This is a genomic window from Dactylosporangium sp. NPDC006015, from assembly GCF_040614215.1.
GTDB lineage: Bacteria > Actinomycetota > Actinomycetes > Mycobacteriales > Micromonosporaceae > Dactylosporangium > Dactylosporangium maewongense.
Map to the genome: position 1 here is coordinate 1 of NZ_JBEXUD010000062.1, position 23,605 is coordinate 23,605.

The 23,605-nt window shown below is 70.7% G+C and carries 21 protein-coding genes; 15 read left to right on the forward strand and 6 right to left on the reverse strand.

Annotated features, from left to right (window positions below; all coding sequences use genetic code 11):
• Nucleotides 1-215 precede the first annotated feature (215 nt).
• Nucleotides 216-1,130, forward strand: a complete 915-nt coding sequence (locus tag ABZ321_RS52310) for an AraC family transcriptional regulator (RefSeq protein WP_354903889.1) — start codon at nucleotides 216-218, stop codon at nucleotides 1,128-1,130.
• A gap of 149 nt (nucleotides 1,131-1,279) precedes the next feature.
• Nucleotides 1,280-4,060 (forward strand): AAA family ATPase, encoded by a 2,781-nt coding sequence (locus ABZ321_RS52315; protein WP_354903891.1) that lies wholly within the window; start codon nucleotides 1,280-1,282, stop codon nucleotides 4,058-4,060.
• Here the strand turns inward: ABZ321_RS52315 and ABZ321_RS52320 are convergent.
• On the reverse strand, nucleotides 3,996-4,598 hold the full coding sequence (locus ABZ321_RS52320) for a ferritin-like domain-containing protein (RefSeq protein ID WP_344508842.1): 603 nt from the start codon (nucleotides 4,596-4,598) through the stop codon (nucleotides 3,996-3,998). The two genes, ABZ321_RS52315 and ABZ321_RS52320, sit on opposite strands and share 65 nt — an antisense overlap.
• Nucleotides 4,599-4,896: 298 nt before the next feature.
• Between ABZ321_RS52320 and ABZ321_RS52325 the strand changes: the two genes are divergently transcribed.
• From ABZ321_RS52325 to ABZ321_RS52360, 8 genes are all read left to right on the forward strand, one after another.
• Nucleotides 4,897-5,202, forward strand: coding sequence for an antibiotic biosynthesis monooxygenase (locus tag ABZ321_RS52325; protein WP_354903893.1), 306 nt, complete (start codon nucleotides 4,897-4,899; stop codon nucleotides 5,200-5,202).
• Between the two features lie 54 nt (nucleotides 5,203-5,256).
• Complete coding sequence (locus ABZ321_RS52330) at nucleotides 5,257-6,261, forward strand: alpha/beta hydrolase (RefSeq protein WP_344508845.1); 1,005 nt, start codon at nucleotides 5,257-5,259, stop codon at nucleotides 6,259-6,261.
• Nucleotides 6,258-6,881 (forward strand): methyltransferase domain-containing protein, encoded by a 624-nt coding sequence (locus ABZ321_RS52335; protein ID WP_354903895.1) that lies wholly within the window; start codon nucleotides 6,258-6,260, stop codon nucleotides 6,879-6,881. Before ABZ321_RS52330 ends, ABZ321_RS52335 begins: the two co-directional genes overlap by 4 nt.
• A 28-nt stretch (nucleotides 6,882-6,909) precedes the next feature.
• Nucleotides 6,910-8,160 (forward strand): low temperature requirement protein A, encoded by a 1,251-nt coding sequence (locus ABZ321_RS52340; protein ID WP_354903897.1) that lies wholly within the window; start codon nucleotides 6,910-6,912, stop codon nucleotides 8,158-8,160.
• Between the two features lie 146 nt (nucleotides 8,161-8,306).
• A complete protein-coding gene (locus ABZ321_RS52345) occupies nucleotides 8,307-8,798 on the forward strand; it encodes a 2Fe-2S iron-sulfur cluster-binding protein (protein ID WP_344508951.1) in 492 nt (163 codons plus the stop codon).
• On the forward strand, nucleotides 8,795-9,790 hold the full coding sequence (locus tag ABZ321_RS52350; protein WP_354903898.1) for a xanthine dehydrogenase family protein subunit M: 996 nt from the start codon (nucleotides 8,795-8,797) through the stop codon (nucleotides 9,788-9,790). The genes ABZ321_RS52345 and ABZ321_RS52350 overlap by 4 nt, the downstream gene beginning before the upstream one ends.
• Complete coding sequence (locus ABZ321_RS52355) at nucleotides 9,787-11,913, forward strand: xanthine dehydrogenase family protein molybdopterin-binding subunit (RefSeq protein WP_354903900.1); 2,127 nt, start codon at nucleotides 9,787-9,789, stop codon at nucleotides 11,911-11,913. The genes ABZ321_RS52350 and ABZ321_RS52355 overlap by 4 nt, the downstream gene beginning before the upstream one ends.
• 86 nt (nucleotides 11,914-11,999) lie before the next feature.
• Entirely contained in the window at nucleotides 12,000-12,269 is a 270-nt protein-coding gene (locus ABZ321_RS52360; protein ID WP_354903901.1) for a hypothetical protein, read from the forward strand.
• 391 nt (nucleotides 12,270-12,660) lie between these two features.
• Here ABZ321_RS52360 and ABZ321_RS52365 read toward each other — a convergent pair whose 3' ends face one another.
• Both ABZ321_RS52365 and ABZ321_RS52370 read right to left on the reverse strand, forming a co-directional pair.
• Nucleotides 12,661-13,401: a hypothetical protein gene (locus tag ABZ321_RS52365; RefSeq protein ID WP_354903903.1), complete on the reverse strand. Its 741-nt coding sequence runs from the start codon at nucleotides 13,399-13,401 to the stop codon at nucleotides 12,661-12,663.
• A gap of 16 nt (nucleotides 13,402-13,417) precedes the next feature.
• Complete coding sequence (locus ABZ321_RS52370; RefSeq protein ID WP_344508860.1) at nucleotides 13,418-13,918, reverse strand: sigma-70 family RNA polymerase sigma factor; 501 nt, start codon at nucleotides 13,916-13,918, stop codon at nucleotides 13,418-13,420.
• Between ABZ321_RS52370 and ABZ321_RS52375 the strand changes: the two genes are divergently transcribed.
• Nucleotides 13,799-14,149, forward strand: a complete 351-nt coding sequence (locus ABZ321_RS52375) for a hypothetical protein (RefSeq protein WP_354903948.1) — start codon at nucleotides 13,799-13,801, stop codon at nucleotides 14,147-14,149. The two genes, ABZ321_RS52370 and ABZ321_RS52375, sit on opposite strands and share 120 nt — an antisense overlap.
• Nucleotides 14,150-14,822: 673 nt before the next feature.
• Here the strand turns inward: ABZ321_RS52375 and ABZ321_RS52380 are convergent.
• The 3 genes from ABZ321_RS52380 to ABZ321_RS52390 form a co-directional block, all read right to left on the reverse strand.
• Nucleotides 14,823-15,959: an FAD/NAD(P)-binding oxidoreductase gene (locus ABZ321_RS52380; protein ID WP_354903904.1), complete on the reverse strand. Its 1,137-nt coding sequence runs from the start codon at nucleotides 15,957-15,959 to the stop codon at nucleotides 14,823-14,825.
• Between the two features lie 4 nt (nucleotides 15,960-15,963).
• A complete protein-coding gene (locus tag ABZ321_RS52385; protein ID WP_354903905.1) occupies nucleotides 15,964-16,620 on the reverse strand; it encodes a peroxiredoxin in 657 nt (218 codons plus the stop codon).
• Nucleotides 16,621-16,703: 83 nt separating this feature from the next.
• Nucleotides 16,704-18,665: a BTAD domain-containing putative transcriptional regulator gene (locus ABZ321_RS52390; protein WP_354903906.1), complete on the reverse strand. Its 1,962-nt coding sequence runs from the start codon at nucleotides 18,663-18,665 to the stop codon at nucleotides 16,704-16,706.
• Between the two features lie 258 nt (nucleotides 18,666-18,923).
• Between ABZ321_RS52390 and ABZ321_RS52395 the strand changes: the two genes are divergently transcribed.
• The 4 genes from ABZ321_RS52395 to ABZ321_RS52410 are packed head-to-tail and all read left to right on the forward strand — an operon-like array spanning nucleotide 18,924 to nucleotide 23,602.
• Complete coding sequence (locus ABZ321_RS52395) at nucleotides 18,924-20,126, forward strand: membrane dipeptidase (protein WP_344508866.1); 1,203 nt, start codon at nucleotides 18,924-18,926, stop codon at nucleotides 20,124-20,126.
• A complete protein-coding gene (locus ABZ321_RS52400; protein WP_354903907.1) occupies nucleotides 20,123-21,739 on the forward strand; it encodes an ABC transporter substrate-binding protein in 1,617 nt (538 codons plus the stop codon). Before ABZ321_RS52395 ends, ABZ321_RS52400 begins: the two co-directional genes overlap by 4 nt.
• A gap of 37 nt (nucleotides 21,740-21,776) precedes the next feature.
• Nucleotides 21,777-22,730, forward strand: coding sequence for an ABC transporter permease (locus tag ABZ321_RS52405; protein ID WP_344508870.1), 954 nt, complete (start codon nucleotides 21,777-21,779; stop codon nucleotides 22,728-22,730).
• Nucleotides 22,727-23,602: an ABC transporter permease gene (locus ABZ321_RS52410; RefSeq protein WP_344508871.1), complete on the forward strand. Its 876-nt coding sequence runs from the start codon at nucleotides 22,727-22,729 to the stop codon at nucleotides 23,600-23,602. The genes ABZ321_RS52405 and ABZ321_RS52410 overlap by 4 nt, the downstream gene beginning before the upstream one ends.
• The last annotated feature ends 3 nt before the right edge of the window (nucleotides 23,603-23,605 follow it).

Genomic DNA, 23,605 nt, shown 5'->3' on the forward strand with positions numbered 1-23,605 from the left:
TTCCTACTTTGTTTGTGGGGGGCGCCCCCCCCGCCCCCCCCCCCGCGGGGGGGGGGGGGGGGGGGGCCGCGCCCCCCCCCCCCCGCGACACCCTGCACGGAACGGTGTGCTCCCGGCGCTTCCGGCTTCCATGGACGATCCACCACCGATCCCGCCGTGCGCCGCAGAGTCGCGGGCGGTGGGCTCCGGCCCTGAGCGATGCTTCAATGATGACCATGCCGCTCGACGAGTTGCGCCACTTGCTCGCCCGTCACGCTCGGCGCGATCTGAGCTCGCCCATCGATGACGTCCGTATCTTCCGGGCAGACCGGCCCAACCCGCCGACGCCGACCACCTACGGCAAGGTGCTGGCTCTCGTCGCCCAGGGCACCAAACGCTTCGCGCTGAACGACCGGCTGTACGAATATCACGCTGGGCAGTACGTCATCGCCTCGGTCGACCTGCCCGTGACCGCGTACTTCGCTCGGGCCAGTCCGGAGGAACCCGCGCTCGGCTTCGGCCTGACCCTGCGACCGGCCGTCGTCGCCGAGGTGCTCCTGCGGGCTGACCCGGCGGGACTGCCGGACGCCTCTCCCGGCACACCGCCCGGCCTGGCCGTCAGCACCGCCCCCGCCGAGTTGATCGACGCCGTCGTCCGTCTTGTGCGCCTGCTCGACCAGCCCCGGGACATCCCCATGATCGCACCCCTGATCAAGCAGGAGATCATCTGGCGGCTGCTCACCGGTGAACAGAGCAGCATGCTGCGCCAGTTCGGCCTGCCCGACAGCAGCCTCAGTCACATCGCGCGCGCTGTGCAGTGGATCCGCGACAACTACGCGCAAAGCTTCCGGGTCGAGGAGGTGGCACAGCAGGCAGGCATGAGCGTCTCCGCGTTCCACCGCAACTTCCAGGCCGTCACCTCGATGAGCCCCATCCAGTACCAGAAACAGATCCGACTGCAACGCGCCAGGCTGCTGCTCGCCGCGAACCCCGGGGACATCGCCGGGATCAGCCGCCGCGTCGGCTACGAGAGCCCGGCACAGTTCAGCCGCGAGTACCGCCGGCTCTTCGGTGGTCCGCCGCGCCGGGACGCCGCCCGCCTCAACCCTCATGCTCGAACCAACGCACCGGCGAACCCCAGCAGCGGTTGATCAGAACTCGCCTTCTCTTGCTTGATTCTGCCCGCCTGCCCGGCCGGCCGCTTCTGCGATGGTTTCCGATGTAGCCTGCCCGAACAGAGACCCCTTGGTTGTCCTGTAGTCGGTACGAGGTCGGCTGATGGCCGACAAGCAGACAACGGGTGTGTAGGTGCGGGGAGGCCGGTATCGAGCTGTTCGGGCGTCACGCTGAGCTGGCACAGATCTCCGACTTCCTCGACGGTGTACGACGTGGCGGTGACGTCCGGCTGATCTGCGGCGAACCGGGTGTCGGCAAGTCTTCTCTCATGACTGCCGCGGAGGAACTCGCCATCTCCGCCGGGATGCGGGTGCTGCGGGCGTCCGGGTCGGAGTTCGAAGCCGACGTCAGCTACTCCTGTCTCAACCAGTTGTTCCTGCCCGTGCACGCCGACCTGGACCGTCTCCCGTCCGGTCCGCGCGAGGCGCTGTCAGTGGCGCTCGGCTTCGGCGCCGGCGCGCTTCCGGACGTCCTTCTGGTCTGCAACGCCGCGCTGCTGCTTGTCGCGGAGGTCGCGGCCGACGTGCCGGTCGTCCTGGTGGTCGACGACGTGCACTGGATCGATCGCGCGACCGCGGTCGTCCTCGGATTCATCGCCCGGCGGCTGGCGGGCCGCCGGGCCGGGCTGCTGGTCTCGGCCAGAACGGAAACGGTGAGCTTCCTCGACCTGCGCGGGCTGTCGGAGCAGGTCGTCGAGCCGCTCGGCAACGAGGCGGCCGGGCGGCTGGTCGACGCCCATCACCCGCAGATGCCGGCGACGGTACGGCGCCGCCTGCTCGACCTCGCACAGGGCAATCCCCTCGCGTTGCTGGAGCTGCCGTCCACGCTGCTGGGTTCCGTTCAACGCGCCGGGACGCAACCCGAGGTGGTCCCTCTCAGCGACCGGCTACAGGCGGTCTTCGCGGCACGCCTCGCCGGACTGCCCGAAGCGACCCGACAGGTACTGCTGCTCGCTGCCTTCGAGGGCGCCGGCGACGTCCGGGTGCTCCGCGCGGCCCTGTCCGACCGGTCCAGCCTGGCCGACCTGGCCCCCGCGGAGCGCGCGCATCTCGTGCGCGTGGACGACGCCACCGCCCGGATGGCGTTCCGGCATCCGCTGATCCGGTCGGCGATCGTGGCGATGTCCACTCATGAGGAACGCCGCAGCGCGCACATCGCCCTCGCAGGCGCCCTCGTCGAAGACCGGGAACGCCGCGCATGGCACCTGGCGGCGGCCGCCACCGGCTTGGACGAGGCGGTGGCGGAACTCCTCGACGACGCGGCGCATCGCGTGATGCTCCGCGGGGATGCGCTCGCCGCGATCGCGGCCCTGGTTCGCGCCGCTGAACTGAGCAGCACCAGCGCCGGCCGGGGACGGCGGCTCGCGGAGGCGGCGTACATCGGCGCGGAGGCCAGCGGCGCCATCGACGATGCCAAGATCCTGCTGACCGATGCACGCCGGGCTTCGCCGGACTCCGCCGGCTCGCTGCACGCGGCCAACGCGGCCGTCTTCCTCATGATCAACACGGATGGCGACGTGAATACCGCGCACCGGCTGCTGGCCGGCGCCATCGAGACCGGCGACCACGGCTACCGCGCCGACGATCCCGCCCTCATCGAGTCCATGCACACGCTGCTGCTGTTGTGCTGGTACGGGAGCACGCCGGACTACTGGAAACCGTTCTTCTCCGTCTTGCGAAGGCTCCAGCCCCAGCCGCCGGACGTACTCGCGCTGGCGAGCGAGAGTTTCGCCGATCCGGTACGCACCGGGACGGCTGCGCTGCCGAGGGTCGACGCGATCCTGCAGACGCTGACCGACGATGCGGACCCCACCCGCATCATGCGGATCGGCACGGCCTCGGTCTATCTCGATCGCCTCGGCGACTGCCGGGAGTCGTCCTGGCGCCTGGTCCAGCAGGGTCGGGAGGGCGGAGCACCCCGCCGGCACCTCGGGGCCCTGATGCACCTGTGCCTCGACGACTATCTGGTCGGACGGTGGGACGAGGCTGAGGAACTCGCGGCCGAGGGGCAGCGGATCTGCGACACGAGCGGCTTTCCGTTCTTCGCATGGTATTTCCGGTACAACCGGGCGATCCTCGCCGCCGGCCGGGGGCGTCTCGAGGAGGCGTACGCGCTTGCCGACGAGATCACCCACTGGGCGCTGCCCCGTGGCGTGGCGGCCGCCGCACTGTTCGCCCATCATCCGCGGGCGCTCGCCGCCCTGGGGCAGGGTGACTACGACGCCGCGTTCGGGCACGCCGCCGCCATGAGCCCGCCCGGTGTCCTCGCCTCTCATGTGCCGCACTGCACGTGGGTCATGTTCGACCTGGTCGAGGCGGCCGTACGCACCGGGCGTACGGTCGAGGCCAGGGCCCACGTCGAGGCGATGCGCACCGCGAACGTGGCGGCGCTGTCGCCGCGCATGGCCCTGCTCCAGGCCGGCGCCGAGGCTCTTGTCCTCGACGGCGATGAACCGGCGACCCGTCTGGAAGCGGTGCTGGCCGGTGCCGCGGCGAAACGGTGGCTCTTCGACGGGTCCCGGGCGCAGTTGGTCCTGGGCGAGAAACTCCGTCGGAGCCGGTCATCAGCGCAGGCCCGCCGGCACCTTCTCGCCGCGCGCGACGGATTCGCCGCCATGGCGGCCGAACCGTGGCTCGCCAGGGTCGACGGGGAGCTGCGCGCGTCCGGGCACCGGCCGGCCCCGCAGCAGCGGGGCGGTCTGAGCGCGTTGACGGCGCAGGAACTGCAGATCGCGCAGCTGGCGGCGAGCGGCATGACGAACAAGCAGATCGCCGAGCGCCTGTATCTGTCGCACCGGACAGTCGGCGCTCACCTGTACCGGATCTTCCCCAAGCTGGGCGTCACGTCCCGGGCCGGACTCCGGGACGCGATGTCGCCGCCTGCTGCTGAGAAGACTGCGCGCTGAGCTCGTCGGCCTGCGTCTCCTTCTCCTCGAGCAGCCGCTCCAGCAGCCGCCTGCTGGTGGGATCGTCGTTGCCGATCCAGCGCACCGCCTCCTGCAACGTCTGAACGAGAATCCGCACCCCGACGAGGTTCTGCGTCACGATGCCGGCGAGGTCGCCGTCGCCGAACGTCCGGAAGGCGACCCGGGACCGGGCGCTCAGGTGCTGCGGGTCGTACTCGCCGGCGAACCCGAGCTGCCGGATCCGCGCCGCGAGCAGCCGTGCGCCACCGCGGTCCGCGTCGGCGCAGGCGAACAGGAACTCCGCGAGCGGCCGGCCCGACGGCGCGCGGACGACGATCGCGTGCTGCTCGTACTGCAACGACGACACGACCAAACTGGCCAGCAGCACGTTGAGCAGACGCGTGGTCGCCACCAGATCGACGCGGTTCGACGGCGTGACGGGCCCGTCGTCCAGGTCGAACAGGGCACGGTCGCGGACCTCGCGCGTACGCAGCACGGCGGGCGGCGATGCGGGTTCTTCCCGTCCTGATGGCGTCACGTCATCGATGGTGGAACGCGGCCCGCACCACATGCATCCGTCAAACGACCTAACCGACGGCCGGAGTACCGCCGCTGGGCGGCACCACCGGCCCAGAACCGGGTCGCTGTGATCGGTCACACCCGCCCCGCGCGCCGGCCGTTCCGACATGACCGGTTAGGTCATCCGCCGCCGGCGGGCCGGATCCTCGAAGTCGGATGACTGATGAAGCCCGATCGGGTCGCATCGACAGTGGAGCTCGTACACATCACGTCGATCGCCGCCGGATCACGGCGGCACCGAACGAGGAGATTGGCCGATGACCATCAGCTACGGCTTCCACGCCACCATGACCGCCCAGCCCGGAAAGGGCGACGAGCTGGTCGGCTTCCTGCTCACGTCGCCGTCGCTGGCGAACGAGGACTGCGTCGTCTTCCTGATCGGCCGCTCGGCCGGCAACCCCGACGTCGTCCACGTCACCGAAGGTTGGACGACCGAGGAGGCGCACCACGGGTTCTTCGCCACCGACGCCGCGCGGACGCTGATGGCGCAGCTCCAGCCGCTGATCGCGGGCGAGCCGGAATACGTCGACGAAGTGCCGATCGGCGGCAAGGAAGCCATCTGAGACCGCCGAAGGACAACCGGCCGTTCCCGACCACCCACAGCGAAGGAATCCGTCATGACACTGGCAAGTCCCCCTTTCGACCCTGAGCTGCGCACGCTCCTTGCCGACGTGCCGCTCGTGCCCGAGCTCAACCATGAGGTCCTCGCCCAGATCCGGCCGTTCTCGTCGGCGCCGGTGGAGCCGCTGCTCGAGGGCCGCACGATCGACCGGCGCGACGTCGGCATCGCCGGCCCGGACGGCACGCGCATTCCGCTGTCGGTGTTCAGCCCCGCGGGCCCGAACCGCTCCACCGCAGCGCCGTGCGTCTACTGGATGCACGGCGGCGGCATGGTCATGGGCGATCGCTTCTCCCAGATCGACATCCCGCTGGAGTGGCTCGACCTGTTCGGCGCCGTCGTCGTTTCCGTGGACTACCGGCTGGCGCCGGAGGCCACCGGCACGAGCCTGGTCGAGGACTGCTACCGCGGCCTGCTGTGGGTGGCGGAGCACACCGACGAGCTGGGCGTCGATCCGGACCGCATCGTGGTCGCCGGTGCCAGCGCCGGCGGTGGCCTCACCGCGGGGGTCGCGCTGCTGGCCCGCGACCGCGGCGGCCCGTCGATCGCCGCCCAGGTGCTGATCTGCCCCATGCTCGACCACCGCAACGACACCACGTCCAGCCGTCAGTACTCCGGTGCGCCCGGAGTGTGGACGCGGGAGATGAACGAGTTCGGATGGCGGTCGGTGCTCGGCGACACGGCCGGCGACACCGTGCCCGCGTACGTCTCACCCGCCACGGCCGGTGACCTCTCCGGCCTGCCGGACGTCTACATCGACGCCGGCACCGCGGAGGTCTTCCGCGACGAGGCCGTCGCCTACGCCAGCCGCATCTGGGCCGCCGGCGGCCAGGCCGAGCTGCACATCTGGGCCGGCGGCTTCCACGGGTTCGACGCGTTGTACCCGCACGCGCGGCTCTCGGCCGTGGCGCGGCGTACCCGCAGCGACTGGCTCACCCGTCTCCTGACCCGGGCCGCCGGGTCGGCCCGGCCGCAGGTCTCCGGGCAAGGAGCCGGGCGATGAGGTCTGAGCACCGGGCAGCGTTCCTGCGAGAGTTCCTCCGCGACCCGTTCACCGTCGCCGCGGTCGCCCCCAGCGGCGCGTCGCTGGCCGACCTGATCACCGCGCCCGTGCCCCGCAACGGGAATCCGCTGGTCGTCGAACTCGGCCCCGGCACCGGAGCGTTCACGGCCGCCGTCCAGCGCCGGCTCGCCGGCCGCGGGCACCACCTCGCGGTCGAGGTCAACGAACGGTTCGCGGGCCTCCTGGCCGGCCGGTACCCGCAGACCGACGTCGTTGTGGCCGACGCACGCGACCTCCGCGAAGTGCTGGCCGAACGGGGCCACCACCACGCGGACGTGATCGTGAGCGGCCTGCCGTGGGCGGCGTTCGCCGGGGACCAGCAGGACGACCTCCTGGGTGCCGTCACCGACTGCCTCGCCCCGGACGGCGCGTTCGCCACGTTCGCCTACACCCTCGCCCGCTGGGCTCCGCCCGCCCGGCGACTACGACGGTCGCTGGACGCCCGGTTCGAGGAGGTCGTGGCCGGCCGCACGGTGTGGGCCAACGTGCCGCCGGCATTCGTCTACTTCTGCCGGCGGCCCAGGGTACCGGCGCGGTCGCACGCCCTGGTGCCAGCCTGACAACCGTTACCGGAAAGGAGAGTTGGCCATGGGAAAGCAGCGTTCCCTCCCCGCCGTACGCCCGGTCGGCCAGGATCATCGCGCGACGCCGTTCGAGCTGTTCTTCGACCTCGTCTACGTCTTCGCGACGACCCAGATCACCGGATTTCTGGCGCACGAGCACAGCGCGTACGGTGTCCTGCAGGGATTGTTGATCCTCGCCCTGCTGTGGGGGACGTGGTCCGGCTACACCTGGCTGGGCAACCATTCCCGGGCCGACAAAGGCCTGCTGCGGGCGGGAATGGTCGGTGCGATGGCGGCGATGTTCGTGGTCGCCCTGACCATTCCCGAAGCCTGGCACGACACGCCCGGCGGCCTGTACGGCCCTGTGGTGCTGGTGTGCGCCTACGTCATCGTCCGATGGGTGCACCTCACGGTGTACGCCGTGGCCGCGACCGGCGACGCCGGTCTGCGGCACCAGATCGCGGTCACCTGGCTGCCGCTGCTGGCGGGTGCGGCCCTGCTGCTCTGCGGGGTGCTGCTCGGCGGCCGGGCCCAGGTGCTGATGTTCGCTGTCGCCCTGCTGGTGGACTGGGCCGGCATCTACCTCACCGCCAGGCACGGCAACTGGCGGCTGCACAGCCCGGTGCACCTCGCCGAACGACATGGCTTGTTCATCATCCTGGTCCTCGGCGAGTCGGTCGTCGCGATCGGTGTGGGCGCCGCCGACCGGCCCATCGGTGTGCCCCTGGTGGTTGCCGCCGTCCTCGGCGTCGGCGCCGCCGTCTGCCTCTGGTGGTTGTACTTCGACGTGGTGGCGCCCGCGGCTCAACGCCGCCTCGGCGACGTGCGCGGCCGGGCGCGGGTCAGCCTGGCCGTCGATGCGTACACCTATGGTCACTTCCCCCTGATCGCCGGCATCGTGCTCGTCGCGCTCGGCGTGGAGGGTGTGGTCGCCCACGCCGGTGAGAGCCGGCCGTTGGGGGCCTTCTCCGCGCTGTCCCTCTTCGGCGGTGCGGCGCTCTACCTCATCGGGCATCTGCTGTTCGAGCTCCTCATGCACCATGCGTGGGACCCGCCCAGCCTGGTGACGGCCGGCGCGCTCGTCGCCGCCTGCCCGGCGGCTGCCGTCCTCGCGCCGATCGCCGCGCTCGCCGGCCTGGTCACGATCCTGACCGTTCTGATCATCGTCGAGACCGTCCGGCACGAACGGAGTCCGCGGGCCGTCGCGCAGCCGATCGAGGCGCCGGCGGGAACGACCGAAATCGAAGAGGATCGAGCAAGCATTTGCGAGCATTGAAATAGCCGTTTCACCTGCACAGCTGATTACATCAGTGCATTGTCCGGCTTTTCCGAATGTCATTCCTGCTTCCGATTCAGACTGGTGAGAGGACGACGATGACCGATCACACGAGCAGCGACATATCGCTGCGGGTCAACGATGTGATGCACCGGCTGTCGGTGGACAACCGCCGGACGCTGCTCGATGCGTTACGGGAAGACCTGGGCGTCACCGGTCCGAAGAAGGGCTGCGACCACGGGCAGTGCGGCGCCTGCACGGTGCTGCGCGACGGCCGGCGGGTGGTCTCCTGTTTGACCCTCGCGGTCGCCGCCGACGGTGCCGCGATCACGACCGTCGAAGGGCTGGCCGGCGAGGGCGAACTGCGGCCGATCCAGGAGGCGTTCCTGCGTTTGGACGGTTTTCAATGCGGCTTCTGCACACCCGGGCAGATCTGCTCGGCGGTCGGGATGCTCGCCGAGTACGCGGCCGGCTGGCCTAGCGCCGTCACTGCCGGCGACTCTCCGGACCGGGCGCCGGACCTGGATGAGGCCGAGGTACGCGAGCGGATGAGCGGCAACCTGTGCCGTTGCGGGGCGCACCCGTCGATCGTCCGCGCGGTGCTCGAGACGGCCGTTCGTGAAGGGGTGACAGGGTGAAGGAGTTCGCTTACCGGCGCGCGACTCAGGTCCGCGATGCGCTGACAGCGGTGGCGGAGACTGCCGGCGCCCGGTATCTGGCCGGGGGCACGAATCTCGTCGATCTGATGAAGGGCGGCGTCGAGGCGCCGACCCGGCTGGTGGATATTCGGCAGCTTCAGCTGGACGGTGTCCGCGACGCACCGGACGGGGGGCTGGTGATCGGTGCGACCACGACGAACAGCGACGCTGCCGCGCATCCCGAGGTGCGACGCCGGTTCCCGGCGCTGACCCAGGCCATCCTGGCGGGCGCGTCCGGCCAGTTGCGGAACATGGCCACGGTGGGCGGGAACCTGTTGCAACGCACACGGTGCGGCTACTTCGCAGACCTCTCTCAGCCGTGCAACAAACGGGTTCCGGGCAGCGGATGCTCCGCGCTCGCCGGGGTCCACCACAACCACGCCGTCCTCGGCCGCTCCGAGCATTGTGTGGCCACCCACCCCTCGGACATGGCGGTGGCGCTGGCCGCGTTCGACGCGGTCGTGCACTACGAGACGCTCGACGGCGCCGGCGAGATCCCCCTGTCACGGTTCTACCTGCCGGTCGGTGAGCGTCCGGACCTGGAGACGGCGTTGCCACCCGGCGCGCTGATCACCGCAGTCGCCCTGCCGGGGTCCGCGGTGAACCCTCGGTCGCGGTACCGCAAGGTCCGCGAGCGCGCGTCGTACGCCTTCGCGACGGTCTCCGTCGCCGCCGCGCTGGACATCCGTGACGGCGTGGTGCGCGACGTCCGCATCGCTCTCGGCGGCGTGGCGTCACGGCCCTGGCGCGCCCACTCCGCGGAGGCCGTCCTCCGCCACACCCGGCCCACCACCGACCGGTTCCGGATCGCCGCCGAGGCGGAGCTGGACGCCGCGGAGCCGTTGCCCGGCAACGGATACAAGGTGACGTTGGCGCGGAACCTCATCGGGGCCGTGCTCGGTGAACTCGCTGGAACGGAGAACGACCGATGAACACAGACCCCACTCCCGGCGCTGTCGGTGCCCCCCGCTCGCGGATCGAGGGCCGGCTCAAGGTCACCGGCGCGGCCCGGTACGCCTCGGACGTACCGATGCCGGACCTCGCCCACGGCTGGATGGTGACCGCCACCATCTCCCGGGGCCGCATCCGCGACATCGACGCCGCCGGCACCCTGGCCATGCCGGGCGTGCTGGGGGTGCTCGACCACCGCAACGCGCCCCGCCTCAATCCCCGGGCCGGCAACTACTTCGGCCCGGATGGGAGCCTGCAGCTGCTGCAGGACGACGTGATCCCGTACGCGGGCCGGCCGATCGCGCTGGTGGTGGCGGAAACACCGGAGCAGGCACGGGCGGCGGCGGCAGCGCTGCGGGTGACCTGCGACGTCGAGCCGCACGACTTGGACTTCCACCTGGAGCATCCTGCCGCCCGTCCGGCGTCGACCGCCTTCGGCCCGGAGGCGGACACCGGCGACATGGACGCGGAACTGGCGGCGGCCGCGGTCGTGGTCGACGAGCGGTACCGCACCCCCGAGGAGAGCCACAGCGCCCTGGAACCCCATGCCGCAACCGTGTGGTGGGAGGACGGGCACGTGTACGCCGTGGACTCCAACCAGGGAGCGTTCAGCGTGTCCGAGGTCCTGGCCGCGTTGTGGTCCATCGACCGTGAGCGGGTCCACATTCGCGCCGAGCATGTCGGCGGCGGTTTCGGCGGCAAGGTCGCCTGCGGCCCGCCGGTGATCCTCGCATCGATGGCCGCCGAACGGTTCGGACGTCCGGTGCGGATCGCCATGACCCGGGAACAGGTCTTCGAGGCGACCGCGTCCCGCCCCCCGACGGAGCAGTCGATCCGCGTCGGTGCCGACGCCGACGGCCGCCTTCTCGTCATCCACCACCGGGCGGCGTACGCCCTCTCCCCGCTCGCCGAGTACATCGAGTGGTGCACCGAGCAGGCCAAAATCCTGTACGCGGCACCGGCGATCCGCACCCAGCTCACCGCCGTACCCCTCGACATCCTGCCACCGGCCTCGATGCGCGGACCCGGCGCGACGCCCGGCTCGTTCGCCCTGGAGTCGGCGATCGACGAGGTGGCGGAGCGGCTGGAGATGGACCCGCTGGACCTGCGCCTGCGCAACCAGCCCATGGTCGCGCCCGTGTCGGGCCTGCCGTTCAGCAGCCGGCGCCTGGTTTCCTGCCTGCGGGAGGGTGCACGCCGATTCGGCTGGACGGCCCGCGACCGGCGTCCCCGCTCGCGGCGCGAGGGCCCGTGGCTGATCGGCAGCGGCATGGCCACGACCTCGTTCGGCGCCGGGGTGTTCCCGTCGTCGGCGTCGATCACCGCGGAGAAGGACGAGACGTTCACGGTGTCGATCGGCGCGAGCGACATCGGTACGGGTGCCCGTACCGCGCTGACCGCGGTCGCCGCCGACGCGCTCGGGGTCGGCACGGACAAGATCCGGATCCGGATCGGCGACAGCGACCTCGGCATGGCTTGGGGCGCGGGCGGCTCCCGCGGAACGACGTCCTGGTCCTTCGCCATCCTCGAAGCCGCCAAGAAACTCCGGGACAACCTGGGCGACCCGGCACGGCCGGTGACCGCGACGGCGGACACCACTGCGATGATCAATTTCCAGCCGGACCGCGAGCGGCAGACCTACAGCGCCGTCTTCACGGAGGTCGCCGTCGACACAGCGACCGGCGAGGTGCGGGTACGCCGACTGCTCGGCATGTTCGCCGTGGGCCGGGTGATCAACCCCCTGCTGGCCCGGAGCCAGGTGATCGGCGGGATGATCATGGGGCTGTCCATGGCCCTGCACGAGGAGAGCCTGCGGGACCCACGGACCGGCAGACAGACCAACGGCGACTTCGCCGGCTACCACATCGCCGCGCACGCCGACGTACCCGACATCGAGGCCGACTTCGTCCCGGACTACGAGCCCCAGGACCCGTCGGGGTTCAACGGTCTCGGCGAGATCGGCACGGCCGGCACCGCGGCGGCGATCGCCAACGCCGTGTGGCATGCCACAGGCACCCGCCAGCGGATCCTCCCGATCCGCCTCGACCGCGTGCTGGAGCCGGCAACCACGGTCGACATCGCCGGCGAACTCCGTGTTGCGTAAGGCCTGGCCATTCATCGACGCCCATCGCCAGGCGGGGCGCCGCGTCGTTCTCGCCCGGCCGGTCAGCCGACGGCGACCAGTTTGGGGTGGGCGGCGAGGAAGCCTTGACCCGGTCGGTGCGGACGGCGGTGAGCAGGTTGATGGTGGTCTGGTCGAGCTCTTCGGCGGTGCCGTTGCCGGGCGACTGGTTGAACGTGCCCTCGTTCGACTTGATGGTGACCACGTCGTCGCCGCTCACGCCGCGCATGGCGTACGCCCAGTCGGCCAGGTCGATGCCACCGCTGTCGATGGTGATCGCCTTGCCTGCGCCCTCGATGACCTTGTTGAACCGCACGCGTACCTGCTGGCGTTCGTGATGACGCGTTTTCCGGTCCGGCCCGGGCGCGCGCCTCGACCCGTTCACGGGCGCCTGGCAGCCACCGGTCGGCGCACTGCCGCCGCTGCTGGCGGTGCTGGCCGGCGGCACGATCCTCGCGGTGCTGGCCGCAGCGGCGACCGGCGACAGCACGCGTGGTCCCGTCCACACACCGCCAGAACAGCACGCGTTGCCTTCCATGCCGAACGTCCAGTGACACGCTGCCTCCGTCAGGCGCGGCGTCACGCCGGGACCGCGGAGCCCTACTGGCGCCCGCCAGGACCGCGAATGCGCGCCGGGAACAGGCAGCAGCGCCCTGCAGCGCCGCCACGGCGGGCCGCAGCTGCTGCCGTCACCTCTGCCTCCCGCAACGACCCTCAATACGTCGTGTATCACCGGGGTAGGAGCTGCTCCACGGCGGTCAGGGGTAGGGCGGTGAAGCCGGCCTCAGCGGCGCGTTCGTAAGTGCCGCTACCGGGGATCTCCGTCAACGGGCCGTGGAATGGTGTGCCGCCGGCCGGCCGGACGTCCCAGCAACCGCCGGAGATGCCGAAGATCACCTGGTGGTCCACGACAGGCGACTGGATAACCGTCACGCCGAGGGGTGAGTTCCGCGCCGCCTGCGGAAACACGAACCCGAACAGGGCGCCGTCCGGCCCCCAGAGCGGCCCCGGGTTGCCCCGCGCGATGGCGTCGCCCTTCAGCGGCGGCAGCTGCGGTGTTTCGATCCACACCATGGTGCCGTCCGGGAGGTCCGGTCCGGCGAGGGTACGCACAGCGGTCAGCGTCATCTCGCTGTTGAACGGACCGTCGGGACCGATCCGCCCCGTCAACCTACCGCTGGCCACGACGATCGACGCCCCGAGCTCGAGCACCTGCCGCATCCGCTCGCCCAGCGACATGGGGACGCACGCCTCCGCGGCGGCCATCGGCGCGGTGTCGTCCGGCGAACGGGGTTGCTCGCGCAAGGCGAACCAGCCGATCGGCACCAGCAGAACGCCCACGATCACGGCTGCCGCGACGGTGATGCGCCGCCGGCTGCGGGTCCGGCGCCGCGCGCCCAGTAGCCCGAGAACCGTGTCCGGGTCGGGGTCATGCTGCGCGAGTGCCTCCCGCAGCTGAGATTCTTCCATGTCAGGCCTTCTTCTCCTAAGTTGCCGTCAGCCGCAGCGCCGACCGTGCGTGCGACAGGTGCGAGCGGACGGTGGCGGTGGAACAGCCGAGCACTGCGGCGATCTCGTCGTCCGTCTGGTCGTACAGGTAGCGCAGCACGACTGCGGCCCGTTGCCGGGCCGTCAGCCCGGCGAGGAGCCGCTGGACCTCCTCGCGGTCCTCGACGGCGCGGTATGTGTCCGTGTCGGTCCGGTCCAGCACAGCCGGGTCGGCAGTCACCTCGGTGCGCCGCCGTTGCCGTTTGCGGGCGTCCGACAAGAACGTGCTGAGGACGATGCGCCGCACGTACGCCACCGGTTGCCGCATCCCGGAGATGCGCCCCCACCTGGCCGAAGCGGCGAGCAGTGCGTCGGCCAGATGGGCGGCTTCCAGCTGGCGCCGGCCTACTGGCTCACCGACGCGGCCCGTGTCGCGGGTGACGCCAGTCGCCTGACGGCAACCGCTCGCGGATCCAACCCGGAGGCATGGGACGTGCACTGGGTGCCGCTCGCTGCCGGCCGGTGCGGCGGCTACCTGGTCGTCGACCACACCCCAGACGTGGACACCGGTCGAACCTTTCTCTGGGAGCCCGAGAACGGTGCGGATGCGATGGGGTCATGGACAGGTCTTGAGGAGCTCTGCAGCGAGCTCCGGTCCGCGCTGCTGGGTGGAGCACCGTGGCTGGACAACAGCTACCAGATGGTCGACGGTGGGGTGGAGTGGGAGTAGGACTCGCTGCTGCCGGGCGAGAGTGTCGACGCATACCTGCGGCGGATCAGCCCGCCGAAGGCTTCGCTGGCCGAGTAAAGGGTCCACGAATCACCTCGCCGCCGGAGCCCGGCCATTGCCCGGAACTGGCGTTGTCGTTCATGCCGCGCTCAGCACCTCGGCGATCGGAGTGAAGTCCGGCGCGATGAGTCCCGCGAGGTCGTCGGCGCTCTGGTGGCGGTCGGCGTTGACCCGAGCGTAGTAGCGCATCAACGTCGTCGGATCGTGGCCGAGACGCTCAGCCACCTCCGCAATCCCGTACCCGGCCGGGGTCCAGCAGATTCGAAGCGGCCAAGCGCCGGCGTGGGTGCCGATAGACCCCATCCATACGGCTCGTACCAATGACCGATTCGGACAGGAACGTCGAGATCCTGACGCTGCGCCACCAGCTCGCCATCCTGCAGCGCCAGATCGACAAGCCCCGCCTCACCCCGCCCAACCGGGCGTTCCTCGCCGCCCTCCTCCACCGGCCACCAAGACCGAAGCTGCGTCGGCAGCGGTGCCGGTCCCGGCCTGTCCATCGCCGCCGTCATCACCACGCACGGCGGCGACATCCGGGCCGAACCCGTCGACTCCGGTTTCGTCGTGCGCATCGGCCTGCCGGTCGCCGGTGCGTGGGACCGGCCGGCGCGGTTCAGCTCCAGGCGCGGCCGAACCACCGCCGGACACGGCTCGACCCGAACTCGGTCTTGTCCGCCCGGTAGACGTCGGAGGCGTCGTCGAAGGTGCCGAACGGCGTCTCGCCCCGGCGGAACGTCACCTGGACGCGGCCGATGCGCTCCTCGCCGAACTCGACGAAGCAGATGCCGGTGCCGTCGTAGGTCGCCGCGGCACCGTCGCCGCGGTGCGCCGCGATGATCTGCTCGGCGACGACCGCCGCCTGTCCCTCGGCGAACACCCCGGCCTTGGGCGTGCCGACGCTGGTCACGTCGCCGACCGCGTAGACACCCTCATACTGCGTGCGCAGGGTCAGCGAGTCGACCGGGATCCAGCCGTCGACGCACATCCCGGAGTCCAGCACCACCTGCGGCGCCCGGTGCGCGGGCACCCCGAGGAACAGGTCGAACGGCAGCTCGTCGCCGTCGGCGAGCAGCGCCACCTTGCGCCGCGGGTCGAGCCCGCGCACCAGCCGGTTCGGGTGCCAGCCGATGCCCCGCTCGGCGAACGCCGTCAGCAGCGCCGCTGACGCGGCCGGCGACGGCGGGATCGGCGCGCCCAGCGGCATCACGAGGTCGACCCGCGAGCGGTCCCGGATGCCGCGAGCAGACAGCAGGTCGTGCAGCATGAGCGCGGTCTCGCTCGGCGCCGGCGGACACTTGAACGGGGTCGACGTGACTCCCACGAGCACCCGGCCGCCGTCGAACCGTTCGAGGACCTCGCGCAGCGCGAACGCGCCGTCGACCGTGTAGAACTCGTGCCCGGCCTCGACCAGGCCCGGGGTCGCGCCCGGGTCCAGGTCGGCGCCGAGCGCGACCACCAGGACGTCCGCCTCGTACGTGCCCTCGTCGGTCTCGACCCGCCGCCCCGCCGGGTCGATGGACCGGATCTCGGCCCGTACGACGCGGACACCCGGCTTGACCAGGTCCGCGTACGGGTGCCGCACCGCCGCCGCGGTGGTGCGGCCGAACATGACGTCGAGCTTGGAGAACCCGAAGACGAACCCGTCGGCTTTGTCGACCAGGGTGATCTCGGCGGCGTCGCCCAACGCCTCGGACAGCCGGGTGGTCAGCTCCAGCCCGCCGAAGCCGGCACCCAGCACCAGGACGCGCACGACGTCAGGCCGGCTGCGCGACGATGCGGATGTACGGCTTCGGCTCTTTCCAGACGCCGAAGATCTCGCGGGCCCGCTCGTTGCTGACCGAGCCGGCGATCACCACGTCCTCGCCCTGTCGCCAGTTCACCGGCGTGGCGACCGCGTGCCGGGCGGTCAGCTGCAGCGAGTCGATGACCCGCAGGATCTCGTCGAAGTTGCGTCCGGTGGTCATCGGGTACAGCAGGATCAGTTTGATCTTCTTGTCCGGGCCGATCACGAAGACCCCGCGGACCGTCTGGTTCTGGGCGGCGGTCCGGTCGGCCGCGTCACCGCTGACGTCGGCGCCGAGCATCCCGTACGCCTTGGACACGACGAAGTCCGCGTCCCCGATCATCGGGTAGTTGGGTGCCGTGCCCTGCGTCTCCTCGATGTCGGCGGCCCACTGGGCGTGCCGGTCGACGGGGTCCACCGACAGCGCCATCAGCTTGACGCCGCGCTTGTCGAACTCCGGCTTGATCTTCGCCATGTAGCCGAGCTCGGTCGTGCAGATCGGGGTGAAGTCCTTCGGGTGCGAGAACAGCACCGCCCAGGAGTCGCCGATCCACTCGTGGAAGCTGATCGGGCCGTCCGTGGTCGCCGCCACGAAGTCGGGGGCGATGTCACCGATCGTCAAGCTCATCTCGTGCTCCTTCATCCTCGCCCGGCCGGCGTGGCCGGGCGTTGAGGAGAACAGTAGGAAGGCGGCGTTCCCTGGGCGTTACCTTATTGGAAGGCCTGCTCAGCGCGGGTGCGATCGACCCAGAACGGGTGATCGGCCCGGGTGAAGCCGGCCACCGCGGCCTGCCGCCGGTCCCGGGCCAGGGCCGGGTCGCCGGCCGCGACCGCCGCGTAGGACGCCGCCAGGTCGGCCATCGCGGCCCAGCCGGAACTGGCGAACGCACCCGCGAACCGGGCGGCCGTCGCGGCCAGCTCCGCCGCTCCCTCCGGCGCGCCCGACTGGACGTGGGCCTGCGCGCCGACCGGGTTCAGCAGCGCGCTGCAGGTCGGGCACTCGCCGTACCTGGCCGCCGCGGACCGCGCCGAACGCACCGAGCGGACCGCCGCCTCGGGCTCGCCGCGCTCCACCGCCGCGAACGCGGCCGTGGCGTGCAGCCGCGCCCACGCGTGCCGGGCCATCGGGGTCACGGTCGCGATCGTCGTCGCCCGCTTGAGGAACACGGTCGCCTCGGCGTGCTCCCCGACGCACGCCGCCAGCTCGGCTCGGCGCAGCCAGGGCAGCGCGACCGTGCGGCTGCCGAGCGGCTCGTACAGGTCGCAGCTGCGCTCCAGACAGGCGGCGGCCTCGTCCCACCGCGCCCGCAGCAGCAGCGACTCGCCGAGCAGGCACCAGGCGAACGCCTGGGCGGGCACGGCGTCCAGGCGTTCGGCGAGCGCCAGCGTCTCCCGGGCGTACTCGTCCACGTCGCGGGTCGAGTCGTCACCGTACAGCTGGTACTGGCTGAGGCAGTGGTTGAAGTCGCAGAACCGGGCCACCCGCTGGCCGAGCGCCGAACCGGTCAGCCGCTCGATCTGATGCTGCAGGCCGGGACGCCAGTCGCCACGCAGGTGCGAGACGAACGCCAGCGCCTCCAACGCCGCGGCCACGTCGTCCTCGTCGCCGTGCGCCAGCGCCGCCGTGTGCGCCTCCTCCGCGTGCCGGCCGGCGACCGCGAGGTCGCCGCGTTCCCACGCCAGCTGGGCGCGCAGACAGCTCAGGCGGCCCCGCTCGGCCGGGCCGGGACCGAACCCGTCCGCGGCCGCCAGGTGCGGCTCCGCCTCGTCGGGCCGGTGCTGCATCAGCCACGCGCCCGCGGCCTTGCGGTGCACCCGACCCGACGGCGCCGCGGCCAGCGCCTGCGCGTAGGCCTGCACCGCCGCGGACGGGTTCCCCGACTGCACCCGCAGGTCGCCGACGCGCTCCCACAGGTCGGTGGTCAGCGCCGGCTCGCTCACCTGCTCGGCGCGGATCTCCTCGTAGAGGCGCTGGGTCTCCGCGGCCGGTCCCACCCCCAGCTCCTCCTGAAGCACCTCGCACAGCCGCGCGTACTGCCGCTGCGCCTCGTCGCGTCGCCCGGCCAACGCGTACAGCCGCATCAGCCACGCGTGGTTCGCCTCGCCGAGCTGGTCGGCGGCCACCAGCCGCTGCACGGCGCGGGCCGCCTCGACCAGGTCACCGCCGGCCTCCAGCAGCCCGGCGTACTCCCCGACCAGGGCGAGGAAGTCGGCGTGCAGCTCCTCACGCGGCGCCGCCGCCCACTCCTCGTACAGATCCTCGGGCAGCAGCCCCTGCCGGTACACGGCGATCGCGGCGGCGTACGCATCGGCCTTCCTGCTCGCCCGGGCCTCGGCCACCAGCGACCAGTAGTCGCCGACGTCGACCGAAAGCCGACCGGGCGGCAAAAAGAGCAGATCCCCCGCCGAAACGATGTATTCCGCGCCATCCACGGAATGCAGAATCCGCCGGGCGGAATGCAACACCTTCCGCAAATTCGCGGCCGCCGCCGACGGCTCGAACTCCGGCCACAGCGCCGCCGTCACCTGCTCCCGCCGCAACCGCTGCCCCGGCGCCAGCGCAAGCATCTTGACCAGGGCCGCGGGCTTCCGCTGGGTCCACATCCCCGGATCGACGGCCCGACCTTCCACGTACACCCGGAAACCGCCGAAAAGGTCGATGCGCAAATTCACGCGGCCACCCTACCGAACCGATCCGTTCAGTCGGCTACCTCTGCCTTTCCCGTGACCGATGGTATTGCTGCGACTGCGCCACGACGGGTGTCATGGCCCCGGAACGGCAGCGGCTGTGGTGCCGAAATCCTGCTGTAACACGTAACAGTCCGGTCACGACGGCTTTCCCGGCGCGTGCCGCCGCACGTACAGTGCCAGTGGCCGGAGGTCAGACCTCTGTCCTCAGGCCTTCAATCCATGCCAACGTGAGGTGGACGCGTGCAGGAACCCGCCGCCCGGTACGAGGGATACAAGTCGTTCGACTACCTGGCCCCCCATACCGACTTCAAGGTGTTCGAACTGGCCCCGCAGCTGGGCCGGGTGCCCGAGCACGACCTCGGGCTCTCCGACAGCCAGCGGGAACGGGTCGCCCGGCTGCTCAGCGAGCACGCCGCGATCTCGCTGCACGAGCACCCCAAGATCCTTCCTGCCGACGTCACGCAACTGCGGGACTACAACCGCACCGGACGCAACGCCTTCGGATTCGAAGGGCTCGCGCGGTCCGGCCTCACCGCCGTCTTCGACAACTTCATGAACGGCACCGGCTGTGTCACCAGCGAGCACGCCTGGAAGTGGGACGACGTCATCTATGACATCGGGCTGCGCTTCGCCGATGTCGCCAAGCAGGACTACGTGGTGGTGGCGACCACCCTCGACGAGATCTTCGCGGCCAAGCGCGACGGCCGGCTCGCCCTGGTGGCGGGGCTGGAGGCGGCCACGATGATCGAGAACGAGCTGGACCGGATCGACATCCTGTACGGCTTCGGCGTGCGCCAGATGGGCATCGCCTACAGCCAGGCCAACATGCTCGGCAGTGGGCTCTCCGAGGACCGCGACGGCGGCCTCACCCACTTCGGCCGCCGCGCCGTCGACCGGATGAACAAGCTCGGCATCGCCATCGACATCTCGCACTCCGGCGACCAGACGTCCCGCGACGTGATCGAGGCCAGCCGGGTGCCGGTCTTCATCACCCACGCCGGCTCGCGCACGGTCTGGGACACCCCCCGGATGAAGCCGGACGATGTGATCCGCGCCTGCGCCGAGCGCGGCGGCGTGATCGGCATCGAGGCCGCCCCGCACACCACCCTGTCCGCGAAGCACCCGCACCACTCGATCGAGTCGGTGATGGACCACTTCACCCACTGCGTCGAGCTGGTCGGCATCGACCACGTGGCGTTCGGACCGGACACCAACTTCGGCGACCACGTCGGCCTGCACGACAGCTTTGTCGGGCACCTGGCGATCGGCCGGGCGCACGGCGCGGTCGACCACCCGCGCGTGCCGTACGTCTCCGGGCTCGAGAACCCGGCCGAGTGCTTCAGCAACATCGTCGGCTGGCTGGTCCAGCACGACTACTCCGATGACGAGATCGCCAAGGTCATCGGCGGCAACATCATTCGCGTACTTCAGGAGGTTTGGTGAGGAACCTGAGCAAGGCCGCCGTCGCGCTCGGCGCGGCGGTCGCCCTGACCCTGTCCGGCTGCGGGCTCAACGAGGACAACGACTCGTCGAAGGGCAGCAGCGGCGGCGACGCGGTGCTGCGGATCGGCACCACGACCGACGTCTCCAACTTCAACCCGCTGCAGTCGCTGAGCAAGACCGACTCCTGGATTCTCAACGCGATGTACCCGCACCTGCTGCGGATCGACGAGAACGCGAAGAAGGCGCCGGAGCTGGCGAAGGACTACAGCTACGAGGACGGCGGCAAGACCGCGGTGTTCAAGCTGCGCGACGACTTCGTGTGGACCGACGGCAAGCCGGTGGTCGCCGATGACGTCAAGTTCAGCGCCGAGTCGATCATGAAGTACAAGCTCGGCAACGTCGCCGCCAAGCTCACCTGGGTCACCTCGGTCGAGGCGCCGGACGCGACGACGGTGAAGTTCCACCTCTCGCAGGCGTACGCGCCGTTCGCCGAGGGTGTCGGCTTCTGGATGTCGGTCGTGCCCAAGCACGTCTTCGAGTCCGCCGGCGACCTGTCGAAGTTCCCCAACGACTCCAACTGGGTCGGCGCCGGGCCGTTCGTGCTGGAGAGCGCCACCAAGAGCCAGCGGTACGTGATGAAGCGTAACGACAAGTACCCGCTCGCGCCCGGTGGCAAGGCGGCCGTCAGCAAGGTCGAGTACCGCATCTACCCGGACGTCAACACGATGATGCTGGCGCTGCGCAACGGCGACATCGACCTGATGGGCACCCCGGTGCCGACGTCCGCGGCGAAGACCTTCCAGGGCGACTCGAAGATCAAGCTGGCCAAGGTCGGCGCGCTCGGCTTCGCCCACCTGACGTACAACATGAACAACAAGGACCTGGCCAAGCAGGAGGTCCGGCAGGCGCTGTCGATGGCGGTCGACACCAAGGCCATCATCGCCTCGGTGCTGCAGGGCGACGCGCAGCAGATGGCCGGCCCCATCTCGCCGATCTTCGCCGAGTACGACAACACCCAGCTCCAGCCGTACGCGTTCGACCCGGCGGGGGCGAAGGCCAAGCTCACCGCGGCGGGCTACAAGGACGGCAACGGCGACGGCTTCTTCGACGGGCTGGAGCTCGGCGTCGCCTGCGACCAGTCGAACGCCAACATGACCCGGGTGGTGCAGCTGTTCCGGGAGAGCGCCGAGCAGGCCGGCATCAAGTTGAAGAACGAGTGCGTTGAGCGCAACACCTTCCTGAGCCGCACCAAGGAAGGCAAGTACGACATCGACGCGTCGCAGTGGGGCGTCTTCGACAACCCGATGGACCAGCTGCGCAGCACGTACCTGTCCAGCAACCCGGGTGGGATCAACTACAACCTGCTCAAGTCGGACGAGATGGACCGGCTGATCAACGACGCCGCCGGCACGACCGACCACGCCACCTTCGTCGAGAAGATCAAGAACATCGACAAGGTCGTGCACGACCAGGCGTACCTGACCCCGCTGTACGTGGAGAACTTCCAGTTCGCCTACAACGCCAGCAAGTTCCAGGGCTTCGTCGCGTCGCCCTCCGACCTGCTCGGCATGGTCACCGCGTACTCGCTCGCCCAGGTCAAGCCGGTCGGCTGACCGGCTGACGCCAGCGTAAGAAAGGAGGGGGTCCCCCGTGGCACGCTTCGTGCTCAACCGGGCGCTGAAGGCCGTACTGACGATCTGGATAGCGATCACCGCGACGTTTTTCCTGCTCCGGTTGCTCCCGGGGGACCCCACGACCCTGATGGTCGAGGGCGACATGACCCCTGAGATGCGGGCCGCCCTGCTCAAGACCTACGGCCTGGACCAGCCGTTGTTCGAGCAGTACGTCGCGTATCTTCGCGAGCTGCTGCACGGCAACTTCGGGATATCGTTCCGGCAGATCCAGCCGGTGAGCGAGATCCTCCTCGACCGGCTGCCGTGGACACTGCTGCTGGCCGGCACGGCGTTCGTGCTGACCATCGCCATCGGCATCCCGATCGGCGTGTTCGCGGCGGCCCATCGCGACCGCTGGCCGGACAAGGTGCTGCAGGGCTTCGGCATCGGCGGGCACGCGCTCTTCGTGCCCAGCGTGGCCATGCTGCTGCTGGTCTTCGTCGGCGCCCGGCTCGGCTGGTTCCCGATCGGCGGGGCGATCGACCCCGACAGCCGGGGCGCCGCCGCCTATCTCAGCCTGGCGCACCACCTGGTGCTGCCGGTGCTCTCACTGGTCCTCGTGCAACTCGGCCCGTACGCGCTGACGCTGCGCACCAACCTGGTCGACGTCCTCGGCGAGGACTACATCCGCGCCGCCCGCGCCCGCGGCCTCTCCGGCCGCCGCCGGCTGTGGAAGCACGCCCTGCGCAACGCGATCCTGCCCGCGCTGACCCTGATGGGCCTCCAGCTCGGCACGCTGGTCGGCGGCGCCGTGCTCACCGAGACCGTGTTCGCCTACCCCGGGGTCGGCCGGCTCATCTTCGAGGCCGTCGGGCAACGCGACTACCCCGTCCTGCAAGGAGCGTTCATCATGCTCGCGATCACCGTCGTGGTTGCCAACACGCTCACCGACCTGCTCTACGCCGTGCTCAACCCGAGGATCCGGCTGTGAGCGCGCCGCTCATGCCGGAGCCGGCGGCGGAAGCGGCCCCCAGCGCCAAGCCGGCCTGGCGCGCCTTCCTGCGTCAGCCCTCCGGGCTGCTCGCGGCGACGGTGCTGGCGGTGATGGTCGTGGTCGCGCTCGCCGCCCCGCTGATCGCCGACGAGCCCGTCGGTACGGGCAATGACGTGCTCGTCGGACCCTCGGGCGCGCACTGGTTCGGCACCGACGACCTCGGCCAGGACATCTTCGCCCAGGTGGTCTGGGGCACCCGGACCAGCCTGATGATCGGTGTGGCCGCCTCACTCATCGCGATCGTGCTCGGCACCGCGATCGGACTCGCCTCGGCGCATTTCCGGCCGGTCGACGCCGTCGGCACGGTCGTCACCGACGTGATGCTGGCGCTGCCGACCCTCCCCCTGATGATCATGCTGGCCGCGATCGTCAACCCGAGCGTCTGGACGCTCACCGTGATCATCGGCGTCTTCGCCTGGCCCGAGGTGGCCCGGCTGATCCGCTCGCAGGGCCTGGTCGTCTCGGCGATGCCCTACATCGACGGCGCGCGGGTGCTCGGCGCGAGCGGCTGGCGGATCGTCACCCGCGAGATCCTGCCCGCGGTGGTCCCGCTGATCGTGGTGAGCGTGCTGCTGACCGCGTCCCGCGCGGTCATCTCCGAGGCGGGGCTGAGCTTCCTCGGCCTCGGTGACCCCGACTCGTGGTCGTGGGGGCGGATCCTGCTCAACGCCCAGCGCAGCGGCGTGGTCGCCATCGCCTGGTGGCAGACGCTGTTCCCGTCGCTGGCGATCCTGCTGCTCGTCCTTGCCGCCACCGTGGCCGGCATGCGCTTCAACGACATCCGCGACCCCCGCCGGAACGGAGGCTGACCC